Here is an 11,941-nt window from a genome sequence, read left to right as displayed (position 1 = left end):
CGTGGTTTGTCCCTGAATGTCGAAAATCGCTTGAAGTAGCGTGTCGTGCCAGAACGCAAGACCCAGAGAGAACAGGGCCATCAACTAGGTCAGCGCGAACATATGAAGATTTGATTTTTATTGTGCTTGGTGTTTTTAATTTGTGAGGTGGTAATTTTATTTTTGGATAATTTTGTTTATAAGTCCGAAGTAATAGGTTATGCGCATGATTAAGAGTTTTTTGTGTGGCGGGGTATTGGTGTCAATTATTTTTTTGAGTTTTTGTTCAAGCTCACTCAGCCATTCGTACTCGTCTTTAAGGCGCTGTGAATAGTGGGGCTCACTTTCATAGCGGCGCGCCAAGCTCGCAAATAAAAGATCGTTGGGTGAGGAGTCGATAATTAGAATTTTCGCGAAATCAGATGTGTTTATATTATGTAAGAATGGCACGTCTGCATATTTTCCTTCTTCGAATCCATAATCGTAAAGCGAGCTGTATTCGTCGGGATTAGATGTGATTCTTTTGATAAAGCCTGCTGATATAGCTTTCATTTTTTTTGTGAGTTGCAATTCATTTGTTGATTTGACTAGTTCGTAAATTGATTTAAAATTATCGGATTCGCTGGAGGAATATCCAAAGCCAGCATAGCCAGTTGAGAATGAGTCAAACGTTTTTCGGTCCGGTGTAAAAGAATCTCTCTTGATAAGTTCTCTTAGGTATTTTTTGAAAAATACGATGGAATCGGTTTTCTTTCCAAGGATTTTATCTTCGAAGTCTTTGATTTGTTCGATAGAAGCTGCAATGTGCAAGATTAATCCAGGATGGGTTATTTCAAAGTTTGAAAGCTGGATTAGTAGTTTTTCTCTGGCTTTAAGGTACTCAACTTTTGATAGGTCCGTCCAGCTCCATAGGAGCCTCCATGGAGGAGTTTCTGCATTACCAATAATTGAAGGGTGCTGGGATAGTGCGTTATTTATATCTTTGATATCAATGGAGCCGGACCGATACAAATTGGCTAAGTGAGTAGGTGAGACAATAGGATCAATCCATTTTACCTCAGGATACTTGCTTTTGAGCTTTTCGAAAGCTTTTACCTCTGCAGGCTTGTCTTCGCCTTTAGCTATCCCATAGGAGAAATATTGAGATGTGGGTAGTTTTTCCAATGTTTTAGCATCTAGATCCCCGTTTCGATATTCGTGCCCAGTCGCAATCATATATAGAAGTAGCTGTTTCATAGCTCCGGCGGATCCTTGAAGCCGCGGGTCTACAGCGTTAACTAGTCGCTCGTACTCAGCTAGAATTGCTCGTAAATTTCGATAGTTTGTCTTGCCTGAAGCTAGAAAGGTACTCAGTAGCGCTGTTCGCTCATCTAAAGCTGTGCGTTTTACTACTGAAAGGTTAAGTCGATCTATAAATTTTTCAATAACCTCATTGGGGTCGGACTGAACTCGTATGGTTTTTCCAATAAGCTTTTCTTTTTGTCGGTTGTAGATGTCTAGCTGGTCTTGCGGTATGTCATTCTCGTTGGCTAATATAATTACCTTAAGTTTCTCATGTTCTACGTAGCTATTGATGAATCCCATTACCTCGGCAATATTCATGGAGCTTCTTTCTAGGTCATCGAAAATTAGTATCTTCCCTTCAAGGGTCATAATCATATTCTGGATAATAGTGTTGTTTTCAGCGGCGGAGTTGACATCCGTTCCTGTAAAGCCATTCAGGGCTTTAGAGGCTATAGCGCCGAAGATACGTGATGCTTTGGAATTGAGGATAGGGTGAGCTTGAGCGAAGAATTGATCGGTGATATCTGAAGTAGATGTGATTCCGTATAGGCTGGCATAAAAATAATTTCGCTTGTCAGAGTTTGACAAACTACTAGCTCGATCTTTCATATACTCTTTTATGAAGTGAGTTTTTCCCGCTCCCCATGGAGCATCAAGCATTACTGCGAACTCAGCTTCGGTGCGATCGTCAAGATAGTAGTCAAGAAAGAGAGAAGCTTCGAGCTTCGACATTATTTAATCCTTTTTTATGGAACTAGGATGAGAACTTGTAGCTTAATTGTTCTGGTTGATTGGTTTCAATAGGGATCTTGAGAGGGAGAGATTTGAGAGCAGAGGACATCTCAAAACGATGGTGGCTGCACCCAAATTTATTCGGCTAGAGTGTAGAGAAAAACGGTATTACGACGTCTGCAACGACTGAGAAGCGAGCATACAAGCCACTAGGAAAAGCAAGGTACATTGATCCGATTATCGTGAGCACGCCTGAAAAAATGATCGAGCCAGAACTTTCACCGAGAATTTTCGGTAGCGTCACATTTTCATGATATCTAATTTGTGCTAGGCAAATATCTACACGTCTGTCTGTGAATTTATTTAAGGTTCGAAAATTTTGCTCGTCCTGAATGGAAACTCTTTTTATCTCGTCAATTTGATTTTGAAGATGTTTGTTCGGATTGTGTGTGTCAATTCCCATCAAGCCAGCAGTAAACTTGAATGAGTGTGACTTGCCATCCTCAATAGGAGGGAGGAATGATGTGTACTCTATCTTTTGTGCAAGAGCTCCTTTGCGACCACTACGAAATGCCAATGTCATCGAAGTGAGGGTGGAAATAACTACGATGAAAAGTCCGAACTCGACAAACCAATTTTCTTTAGCTTCCGCTAATAAAATTGATAAAATCAAAATACATGTGGAGACTATCGTAATAATATAAATCAAGTGTTTCTCCAGTTGACTCAGTGATGAAGGTCTCGTGGGGGGATTCGATGGTTGTAAAGTTATAGCTGCCGGCGTAGAGTTTCAATTCGCTCGCGAAGTTTAACTGCTAGCTCGTTGCAGCCCTCACCATTATTGTGATAAGTAATGTACCGAATATGTTGTAGGTCGAAAGGTATGTCGGCTGCGCTTTGGGTAATGATAATAACTTGTTTCCCCCAGGCGTGAGCCAAACCCAACTCATAAAAAACGTTCGCATTTTTTCCTGTGCAGTCGATGACTATGATTGATGACCTGTCTATCAGGTTTGCTACATCATCAATGATTGCCGGGTTGTCCCAAATGTTATCTGCTCTATTGCAAAGCATTCCGTTGGAAGTTGCCGCCTCTTGAATTGCCTCGTAGACTCGGGTGAACTGAGCCCCAAAAGGCATCATTGCGGACAGCTGGGCGGGGTTTACTATAGGGCTTTCTGGCATTCTGAATATTAAGGGCGCTCTCACCTCGCTGCGAAGCTGAGTAAATAAGACTCTGAACAAGTCCACGTCTTTAATTGCCCAATGGGTTCTGTTTAGCTCGGTTAGCCCTCTATTAGGGAGCGAAATATGGAGGTGGGCGCACAGTCTGTGGATCTCCTTCCTAGATATGATAGGAGAATTGCGCTCAAAGGTGACTTCAAAAGAGATTGACCCGCCTGTTCGTCTTACATGTGACACCCTTCCTATTTTAGCCGGGCTAGAGTTCTCATGAGAGTCTTCCTGTATAAAAATTGCCGGTATGGCTTCAAGAAGTTCTGAGTTGAATTGTCCACCACCATTAATTCGTTCCCGTAGAGATGCGTCCGTGGCCTCTAGAAAACGATCATATGAAATTGAGTTTGGGCCTTCTTCCCACTCAGTGTTATGGACCATCAGGCTGTACATTCGGCAACTCCTTCTGTCGGTATGAATGCTTCCTAGTTTCTTAGAGATAGCGAGAGGCTGCAATAGGTTAGTGAGTCTTTCGCTGATGGCGTCTTCTGTTCGAAAATCGTCGCTGGTCGCCGCATGACCGCGACCAAATCGGTCAAAGGCAGCAACTCGACCCCATCTTTGCCGAGTCGCTGTTTCTACCTGCAATGTCCGACGACTAATCGATTGAGTATGCTTGAACGGACAGCCTCATTTGAGATAAGCCCTAGCTCTAGCTACAAGGCACCTCCCGATCCATAAGCTTACCCATCAACAACACCCCCAACTCACTAAGCTGGTGAATCGCCAACGCCACATCACGGTCTTTCCCGCTCAAATCCTCCGACAGATCAAGCAGCAACGCGCTGACCGAGGCAAAGGATTCATAGCTATTGGTGATCAAACTTTCGCTGCTGGCATCAGCAGCCACACTGAACAGCGCAGCCGACGGGGGGGCGGTTTTGGCGGAGGAGGGATTGAGATAGTGATCCAAGGCACGGTGCGCGGCTTGGTTGAGTTTCAAATCGGGAGATCCCGGAGGATTCGGCGTTACCTTGAACATATCAGTAGTTTTCCTGAGCTGGGCCGCCACCACATCGCTACTAAACGAAGTGGGGTGGCGGCTGTACGCAGGTTAGTAGACCGGGGAAACTACAAAAGCCGGCGCGTCCGAAGACGCCCTGCGCACAGCCACCATCAAGCACAGACAAGAAGGTCTGATAGATGCTGCTTATGCACTTGCAGTTAACCTCGGGCTACTAAACCCGATCACTGAGTTTTCAGCGACCGAGCAACCTTAGAGAGGCCCACCCAGGTGCACAAGCCGGCGGATTCTGACGCAACTGTAGGCAATGGAGCAAGGCGCCGTGCTCACTGCCTCAAGCCACGGGACTGAAATCAATCAGTCCCGTTTTTCTTTCTCAGGCCGGTTGGGCCGCCAGGCTATTACTCACCTTGCGCCCCAACACCAGCACTGTCACAAACCCAGCGCCCACCAACGCGGTCGCCAAACTCAACAGCACCGAAGTCCCCATCTTGTCGACAATCTGCCCGCCAAAGAACGAGCCGACGGCAATGATCACCTGAAACAACGCGACGAACAGCGGCATGCCACGTTCCACATCCTTGGGCGCCACCACGAACATCCAGATACTCGCGCAGGCCGGGAAGGCGCCGAAGGCGAAGCCCCACAGTGCGATCAGCATCACGGCGCCGCTCATGCCGGTGGCGAAGTAGGGGAACAGGGCGGTGCTGGTGCCGATCATCAGGGCCACCAGCAACAGGGTGTGGCGCACGCTGCGGTTGGCGGCGAAGCCGGCGAAGACGTTGCCCATTACGCCGGCCACGCCGTAGAGCAGCAGCAGGGAGCCAATGGTCGGGCCGTCGAAGCCGGAGCTGTTTTTGAAGAACGGGGCGACGTAGGTGTAGGCGGCAAAGTGCGCCAGGCCGATCAGCAGCACGGCGATCAAGCCGACCCGGGCTTGTGGGTTGATGAACAGGGCCGGCAGGTCGGCGATGCGGATGGCTTTTTCCGGTTCGAGGCGCGGCAGCAGGAACATCTGCGCCAGCAGTACCGGGATGCCCACCAGCGCGGTGACGAGGAAGGTCATGCGCCAGCCCATCAGGCCGCTCAGCCAGGTGCCGACGGGCACGCCGAGGACGGTGGCCAGGGTCACGCCCATCATGATGATCGAGGTGGCCTTCGCTACGCCGACGCCCTTGGGCGCCAGGCGGCCGCTGAGGGCGATGGCCGTGGCCCAAAAGCCGCCGATGCTGATGCCCAGCAATACGCGGCCGAACAGCAGCAGGCTGAAGTCGCTGGCGTAGGCCACCACCATGTTGGCGATGATCATGATCAGGGTCAGGCCGATCAGCAGGTAGCGGCGGTCCATGGCGCCAATGCCCACCGACAGCAACGGGGCGGCGAGGGCGGCCATGATGCCGGGCAGGGTGACCATCAGGCCGGCGTGGCCGGCGCTGATGCCGAGGTCGGCGGCGACGTCGTTGAGTACGCCTACTGGCAGGAATTCGCTGGTGACCAGGGCGAAAGCGCCCACGGCAACCGAGAGAATCGCCAGCCACTGTTGCAGGACGGTTTGTTGATTATGTTCGGGGAGGCCGCTAGGGGCCCGGCTTGCGCTTGGCATGGTGTCGGGTTCCGGGAGGATATTTCGCCTGAGGACAGACGGGAGGGAGAAAGTGGAGGCGATTATAGGAATGGGTTTTGGTAAGCCAATAGGCGACCGGTTCGATAGTAATCATCAGTCTCGTTGATAAGACGGCCTGAGTAGAGCGGTTGCTTCTGTGTCGCCCGCTGAGTTCCCAGTGGGCCAGTGAGGGGGGAGCGGTTACGGGGGAGGGGACTGCTGCGCAGTCCAACGGGAGCAAGCTCCCTCGCCACAGGTTGTTGGTTGACCCACACGCGTTGGTGTTCAGGCGTGGGTTTAGCGTAATGCTTTCTCCACTAAGGCTGAACCCTCAGCGCCCGGATGATAAACGCATGCAGGCTGTTCACCGCTTTAGAGCTGCGAGAGGCCCGGCTACGCAAAATCGAAACGTCCATGGGTTCAATGGCTGCCAAACCGTGCTCCTCACCCAAGACCTGTAGCGATGGCTGTACGGTGCACTGGGTGATCGCGGCAATTGCGAGGCCACCTTCGACAGCAGCCACCTGGCCGGCAAGGCTGGAGCTGTTGTAGACCACCTTGAATTCGCGGCCCTGTTGGGTCAGTGAGTTCACCGCATACCGCCGCGCCAGGCTTGCGCTTTCATAGACGGCGATGGGGAGCGGGTCGCGTCGCCACAGTTCGAATTGGGGTGAGCCGACCCAGACCATGGGCTCCTTGAACAGAAAGGTGCCGCTTTGGGGCGAGTCCCTGGACACCAGCGCCAGGTCAAGGTCGCCGCTGCGCAACTGCGGGATCAGGGTGGTCGACTGTTCACAGGTCAGTTCGATTTCCACGCCTGCGTAGCGCGGCGAATAACGCTTGAGCAGCGGCGTGAGGTACCTGGCTGCGTAGTCCTCCGCGACGCCAAGACGGATGCGCCCGGTCAGCTCTTCACCGTGGAACGCTGCCTGGGTTTCAGCGTGGAGGGCTAGCATCCGGCGGGCGTAGCCCAGCAGTGTCTGGCCGTCGGCGGTCAGTTGCAGGTGCCGAGGGCCTCGACTCAACAACTGTCGTCCAAGGGCGGCCTCGAGTTTTTTCATCTGCATGCTGACGGCGGATTGCGAGCGGTTGACCTCATGGGCGGCACCCGACAACGAGCCGGCATCCACCACGGCCACGAAGCATTTGAGCCAATCGAGTTGCAAATCACTGGCCGGCATCGCGCTTACCTCTATTCGTTAATCGAATGGCTGTGACGTGAATTATGCGCTTTTCATGACTGTTTGTTCACCCGCAAGATTCTGGCCTGGCTCACACCTACTGGATCGGATCATGCCCTTTGATACTTGGCTGCTTTACCTGGCTACCTGCTTCGGCATCGCGGTGGTGCCGGGGCCCAATGCGTTGTTGGCGCTGACCCATGGCGCGCTTCACGGCAATCGGAAGACGCTGTTCACCATCACCGGTGGCGTGCTCGGTTTTGCCATCGTGCTGTCGCTTTGCGCATTGGGGTTGGGGGCGCTGATTCAGGCGTCGGCCAGTTGGTTTTTTGCGTTGAAGGTGGCCGGCGGGCTGTACCTGATCTGGCTGGGCTTCGGGCTGTGGCGGGCGGCACCAGTCAGCCTTGAGGCGACCGGCGCGACCAGCTCGCGGAGCTGGTCGCTGTTCCGCCAGGGGCTGGTATCGGCGATTTCAAACCCCAAGGCCTTGTTGCTGTTTACGGCGTTTATTCCACCTTTCCTGGATTCCCACCGCAGCATCATCGCGCAGACGATCACCATCGCGCTGACCTACGCCGTGGTGGAGTTCATCGTTGAATACCTGGTGGCGAGCGCTGCGCACCGGGTCCGGCCTTGGCTGGCTCGAACCGGGCGTCGGTTCAATAAAGTCTGTGGCGGGTTCTTCGTACTGTTTGGGCTGGCCCTGCCTATCCATGCCTGAGGGCACATGCCCACCCCATCAAGGGTGCTCGATCACCATCACCGCGGTGGTATCCGCTTCAAGCGCCTCAAACACATGGGGCGCATTCGCCAGGTAGCTGATGTAGTCGCCAGCGTATAGCAGCACGGGCTCATTGGCCGGGCCGATATTCGCGCTGCCGCTGCACAGCACCACGTGCTCGACGGTGCCGGCCGGGTGCGGCTGTGACAGGCGCACCTCACCGGGCTGCACCTTGAGCCGGTAGATGTCGCGTCGCACACCGGCCGGGCAATCGGCAAGCAGTGTCGCCGCGTAGTTGGCGGTTTCGGCATAGGTGGTCATGCCTTCGTTGGCACGAATCACCCGCAGGTTCTGCTGGGGCTGTTCGAAGAACCGGGTGACTTGCAACCCCATCGCCATGGCCAGTGACCACAAGGTTTCGATGCTGGGATTGCCAATGCCGGATTCCAGCTGGGACAAGGTCGACTTCGCCACGCTCGCGCGTTTCGCCAATTCGGTCAACGAGAGCCCGGCAGCCAGACGTTCGCGCTTGATAGACAGGGCCAGCAGATCAATTCGACTCGGATTGTTGCTGAACAGGTTGTTCGTTATGTCGTTCATTTGTTTTATAGATCATCCTAAAATGGGTTGACGCTCTGTTACACCTTGTTCAGTATAGTGGTCATTAGTTCATTATAAAGTTCGTATTGCCGAACCATAGCCAGCAAACAGGTGGCTTAGGTTACGGCAATGCCTGCCGCAAGGAAGCAGTGTGTGATGAAGTCGCAAGCCCGTGGAACGCTCGAAATGATTTCGGCCATGGTGATCTCCGGCACGGTGGGCTGGTTTGTCATCATGTCGGGCCAGAGTCCCGAGGCCGTCGTGTTCTGGCGCTGCCTGTTCGGCGCCATGGCGATGCTGGTGGCGTGCCTGGCGCTCGGCGTGCTGCGGCGTTCCCGGATCACTGCGCGGCAATTCATCCTGGTGTGCCTGGGCGGGGTGGCGTTGATCCTCAACTGGGTGTTGCTGTTCAGCGCTTACCGTTATTCCTCCATTGCCATCGCGACGGTGGTCTATCACATTCAGCCTTTCATGCTGGTGGGCCTGGGTGTGCTGTTCTTTGCCGAACGCCTGAATGCCGCCAAGGTTGGCTGGCTGCTGGTGGCCTTCGCCGGCCTCATGCTGATCGTGTCCGCCAAGGGCAGCGGCCAGGCCACCGGCGCCGATTACCTGCTGGGTGTTTGCCTGGCCCTGGCTTCGGCCTTCTTCTACGCCGTGGCCGCGGCGATCACCAAGCGACTCAAGGATTTGCCCGCGCATCTGATCGTGCTGATCCAGATGGTGGTGGGCGTCCTGGTGCTGGCGCCGTTCGTGGATTTCTCCACGGTGGACGCGATCGATGGGGCCTGGACGTACCTGATCATCATTGGCGTGGTTCACACGGGGCTCATGTCGACCCTGCTGTACAGCGCCATTCAAAAAATTCCCACGGCATTGGTGGGGGCGCTGTCGTTCATCTATCCGATCGTTGCCATCGTGGTCGATTGGGTGGCCTTCGCCCATCCACTCGACGTGCTGCAGGTGGTGGGCGCGGCCGCCATCCTGCTGGCGGCGGCCGGCATGAACTTCGGCTGGTCGCTGGGCAAGGCGAGGCGCCAGGAAGTGACTTAGGGCCTGGCGCGACATCGCAGGCCGTCTGAACCATCGTTGAATCAAGGGAGTTGATCGTGACTGTGATCCTGTGTGGCTTGGGAGGCTGTCTTCCGCCTCAGATAATTGATAATCAGCAGATTTCCAGCGGGCTCGATACCACTCCCGAGTGGATCGAATCGCGCACCGGCATCCGTGAACGAAGGATGGTCAGTGACGGTTTGAGCGTGCGCGACCTGGCGATCAAGGCCGGTGCCCGGGCTCTCGCCTCGGCGGGTGGGCGGGCGGTTCAAGCGGTAGTGGTGGCGACCACTTCCCCGGACCGCATCTGCCCGGCGGTGGCGCCGGAAGTGGCGTCGGCACTGGGCCTGGGTGATATCGCCGCCTATGACATGACCTCCGCCTGCAGCGGTTTCGTCTACGGGCTGGCGACCGCTTCCGGGCTGATCGCTGCGGGCATTGCCGACAGCGTCTTGTTGATCGGCGCAGAAGCGTTTACCACCTTCGTCAACCCGGATGACCGCGCCACCCGGCCGATCTTCGGTGACGGTGCCGGGGCGGTGGTGTTGCGGCGTGGCGAGGCTGATGAAGACGGCGCACTGGGTTGCTTTGACCTGGGCAGTGACGGCGCACGTTCGGACTTGCTGGCGATTCCGGCGGGCGGCTCGCGACAGCGTTCGGCCAGCATTGGGCTGGGCCATGGCACGGTAGCGCCGAGCGAGTTCTACCTGCACATGGACGGCCGCGCGGTCTACGAACAAGCCGTCGCCCGCATGTCTACCTCGGCCCAAAGCGTGCTGGACCGTACGCAATGGTCGATGGACCAGGTCGACTGGTTCGTCGGTCATCAGGCCAATGTGCGCATCCTGCAATCCGTGGCCTTCGAGCTGGGCCTGCCTGCCGAAAAGGTCGCGGCGAATATCCAGCGCCTGGGCAACACCCTGACCGCCTCCATTCCGTTGCTGCTCAATGACCTCGCCCTGAGCGGCGACCTGCAAGCCGGCCAGCGGGTACTGGTGAGCGCATTCGGTGCGGGTCTCTCGTGGGGTTCTACCGTGCTGCGCTGGCCGCAACTGACCACCCGCAACAGTGAGTGGCAAGACTGATTCAGATTTTTCCCAACCTACAGTTCCACACAACAGGAGTCATGTGATGACCGTAAGTAACGAAGCAATCGCCCAAGCCATTTCCGCGCGTTTCAACATCGAAGAAAGCCGTATCGTTCCCGAAGCCTCACTCGAAGACCTGGGTTTCGACTCGCTGTCGCAGGTCGACCTGGCCCAGTTGCTGAGAAAGAAACTCGGCGTGCAAATCAGTGATGCACAGCTCTCGGACGTCGCCACGGTCGGTGACGTTCTGGCGCTGGCCAACGGTAAGGTGTGATGGGCGCCGAGGCTGTGGTGGTGACCGGCATCGGCCTGGTCACACCGGCCGGCATTGGCATCGAGGCGAACTGGCGGCGGGTGTTGGCAGGTGAAGCCACCGCCGCGCCAGACAAGACCCTCGAAGCGTTGCCGGTGGGGATCTCTTGCCGAGTGCCGAGTTTTGACAGCGCGCTGCTGGGGGTGAAAAGCCCCTGGCAGTGGGACCGTTACGCGCAGTTCGCGTTGCTGGCGGCGCGCCAGGCCCTGGAGGATGCAGGGCTCGAAGCGGGCAACTGGAAAGACGAGAGTCGCGTGGCCGTCATCATCGGTTCGGGTGCGGGAGGTACCGCCACCCTGGAGCAACAGCACGCCGTACTGTTGGCTGAAGGTGCCGATGATATTTCCTCGCTGACCCTGCCCATGGGCCTGCTGAACATGGCTGCCGGTCAGGTAGCCATTGAGTTGGGCGCGCGCGGCCCGTGCCTGGCGCCGTGTTCGGCCTGTGCTTCCGGCGCTTCGGCGCTGGGCATGGCCAAGGACCTGATCAACCGTGGGGTTTGCGACATTGTGGTGGCCGGCGGTGCAGAAGCCCCGATCACTCCGCTGTATGTCGCGGCGTTTGCGAAGATGCGGGCGTTGTCGCGCAACACCGACGCGGGCGGCGCATCGCGCCCGTTCGATGTGGCGCGGGACGGCTTCGTCATCGGCGAAGGTGCGGGGATGTTCGTGCTCGAGTCCGAGGCGCATGCCAAGGCCCGTGGTGCGCGGAGCAGGGGGCGCCTGCTCGGCTACGGTGCTTCCGCCGACGCTCACCACGTGACGACGCCTCACCCTCAAGGGCTCGGTGCGCGGTTGGCGATGCAAGGTGCGCTGCGTGATGCGGGCATCGAGGCGGGCGCTGTGGATTACGTCAACGCCCACGGCACTTCTACGCCGGGTAACGATGTGACCGAGTCGAAGGCCATCGCCGAGCTGTTCGGGCCGCAGATTCTGGTCAGCTCGACCAAGGGCGTTACCGGGCATCTGCTGGGCGCTGCCGGTGCCATCGAGGCGGCCTACACCTTGCTCGCCCTTGAGCATGGGCAAGTACCGCCGACGGCCAACTTGCGCAACCCCGACCCGCTGATCGCGGTTGACCTGGTCCAGGGCCAGGCCCGCACCCAACCGATCAAGGTGGCGCTTTCCAATTCGTTCGGATTTGGCGGCCAGAACGTCTCACTGGTGTTCGCCGCCTGAGACGCTGCCGCT

Annotated in this window: 12 protein-coding genes; 5 read left to right on the top strand and 7 right to left on the bottom strand. The window is 55.9% G+C overall.

The window, feature by feature from the left end; translation table 11 throughout:
* Positions 1–156 precede the first annotated feature (156 nt).
* The 6 genes from ACA046_RS19960 to ACA046_RS19935 all read right to left on the bottom strand — a co-directional run bounded on the left by ACA046_RS19960 (position 157) and on the right by ACA046_RS19935 (position 6,979).
* The gene (locus ACA046_RS19960; RefSeq protein ID WP_497674805.1) at positions 157–1,995 is read right to left on the bottom strand and encodes a P-loop NTPase fold protein; all 1,839 of its coding nucleotides are present in this window, start codon (positions 1,993–1,995) and stop codon (positions 157–159) included.
* Between the two features lie 145 nt (positions 1,996–2,140).
* Positions 2,141–2,704: a hypothetical protein gene (locus tag ACA046_RS19955; protein ID WP_497674804.1), complete on the bottom strand. Its 564-nt coding sequence runs from the start codon at positions 2,702–2,704 to the stop codon at positions 2,141–2,143.
* A 59-nt stretch (positions 2,705–2,763) separates the two neighbouring features.
* Positions 2,764–3,624, bottom strand: a complete 861-nt coding sequence (locus ACA046_RS19950) for a hypothetical protein (RefSeq protein ID WP_497674803.1) — start codon at positions 3,622–3,624, stop codon at positions 2,764–2,766.
* A gap of 259 nt (positions 3,625–3,883) precedes the next feature.
* On the bottom strand, positions 3,884–4,213 hold the full coding sequence (locus ACA046_RS19945; protein WP_497674802.1) for a DUF6124 family protein: 330 nt from the start codon (positions 4,211–4,213) through the stop codon (positions 3,884–3,886).
* A gap of 358 nt (positions 4,214–4,571) precedes the next feature.
* A complete protein-coding gene (locus ACA046_RS19940; protein ID WP_003209751.1) occupies positions 4,572–5,798 on the bottom strand; it encodes an MFS transporter in 1,227 nt (408 codons plus the stop codon).
* A 317-nt stretch (positions 5,799–6,115) separates the two neighbouring features.
* Positions 6,116–6,979 (bottom strand): LysR family transcriptional regulator, encoded by an 864-nt coding sequence (locus ACA046_RS19935; RefSeq protein ID WP_017475279.1) that lies wholly within the window; start codon positions 6,977–6,979, stop codon positions 6,116–6,118.
* A gap of 112 nt (positions 6,980–7,091) precedes the next feature.
* On the opposite strand from ACA046_RS19935, the gene ACA046_RS19930 reads away from it, so the two are divergent.
* Positions 7,092–7,700, top strand: a complete 609-nt coding sequence (locus ACA046_RS19930) for a LysE family translocator (protein ID WP_017475278.1) — start codon at positions 7,092–7,094, stop codon at positions 7,698–7,700.
* A gap of 18 nt (positions 7,701–7,718) precedes the next feature.
* Here the strand turns inward: ACA046_RS19930 and ACA046_RS19925 are convergent, their stop codons facing one another.
* A complete protein-coding gene (locus ACA046_RS19925; RefSeq protein ID WP_258346571.1) occupies positions 7,719–8,300 on the bottom strand; it encodes a helix-turn-helix domain-containing protein in 582 nt (193 codons plus the stop codon).
* Positions 8,301–8,456: 156 nt separating this feature from the next.
* On the opposite strand from ACA046_RS19925, the gene ACA046_RS19920 reads away from it, so the two are divergent.
* The 4 genes from ACA046_RS19920 to ACA046_RS19905 are packed head-to-tail and all read left to right on the top strand — an operon-like array spanning position 8,457 to position 11,929.
* On the top strand, positions 8,457–9,350 hold the full coding sequence (locus ACA046_RS19920) for a DMT family transporter (protein WP_497674801.1): 894 nt from the start codon (positions 8,457–8,459) through the stop codon (positions 9,348–9,350).
* Positions 9,351–9,406: 56 nt separating this feature from the next.
* Complete coding sequence (locus ACA046_RS19915; RefSeq protein WP_497674800.1) at positions 9,407–10,435, top strand: beta-ketoacyl-ACP synthase III; 1,029 nt, start codon at positions 9,407–9,409, stop codon at positions 10,433–10,435.
* A gap of 46 nt (positions 10,436–10,481) precedes the next feature.
* Positions 10,482–10,712: an acyl carrier protein gene (locus ACA046_RS19910; RefSeq protein ID WP_076016941.1), complete on the top strand. Its 231-nt coding sequence runs from the start codon at positions 10,482–10,484 to the stop codon at positions 10,710–10,712.
* Positions 10,712–11,929, top strand: coding sequence for a beta-ketoacyl-[acyl-carrier-protein] synthase family protein (locus ACA046_RS19905; RefSeq protein WP_497674799.1), 1,218 nt, complete (start codon positions 10,712–10,714; stop codon positions 11,927–11,929). The genes ACA046_RS19910 and ACA046_RS19905 overlap by 1 nt, the downstream gene beginning before the upstream one ends.
* The last annotated feature ends 12 nt before the right edge of the window (positions 11,930–11,941 follow it).

Source organism: Pseudomonas sp. LBUM1641, assembly GCF_059716235.1.
Note: the sequence above shows the minus strand (reverse complement) of the source record. Positions and strands in the feature narration are given on the sequence as shown.

Excerpts from the sequence above, each read along its gene's own strand:
- ACA046_RS19960 (WP_497674805.1), bottom strand. The coding sequence starts at position 1,995 with ATGTCGAAGCTCGAAGCTTCTCTCTTTCTTGACTACTATCTTGACGAT.
- ACA046_RS19950 (WP_497674803.1), bottom strand. The coding sequence starts at position 3,624 with ATGTACAGCCTGATGGTCCATAACACTGAGTGGGAAGAAGGCCCAAAC.
- ACA046_RS19945 (WP_497674802.1), bottom strand. The coding sequence starts at position 4,213 with ATGTTCAAGGTAACGCCGAATCCTCCGGGATCTCCCGATTTGAAACTC.
- ACA046_RS19940 (WP_003209751.1), bottom strand. The coding sequence starts at position 5,798 with ATGCCAAGCGCAAGCCGGGCCCCTAGCGGCCTCCCCGAACATAATCAA.
- ACA046_RS19935 (WP_017475279.1), bottom strand. The coding sequence starts at position 6,979 with ATGCCGGCCAGTGATTTGCAACTCGATTGGCTCAAATGCTTCGTGGCC.
- ACA046_RS19930 (WP_017475278.1), top strand. The coding sequence starts at position 7,092 with ATGCCCTTTGATACTTGGCTGCTTTACCTGGCTACCTGCTTCGGCATC.
- ACA046_RS19925 (WP_258346571.1), bottom strand. The coding sequence starts at position 8,300 with ATGAACGACATAACGAACAACCTGTTCAGCAACAATCCGAGTCGAATT.
- ACA046_RS19920 (WP_497674801.1), top strand. The coding sequence starts at position 8,457 with ATGAAGTCGCAAGCCCGTGGAACGCTCGAAATGATTTCGGCCATGGTG.
- ACA046_RS19910 (WP_076016941.1), top strand. The coding sequence starts at position 10,482 with ATGACCGTAAGTAACGAAGCAATCGCCCAAGCCATTTCCGCGCGTTTC.
- ACA046_RS19905 (WP_497674799.1), top strand. The coding sequence starts at position 10,712 with ATGGGCGCCGAGGCTGTGGTGGTGACCGGCATCGGCCTGGTCACACCG.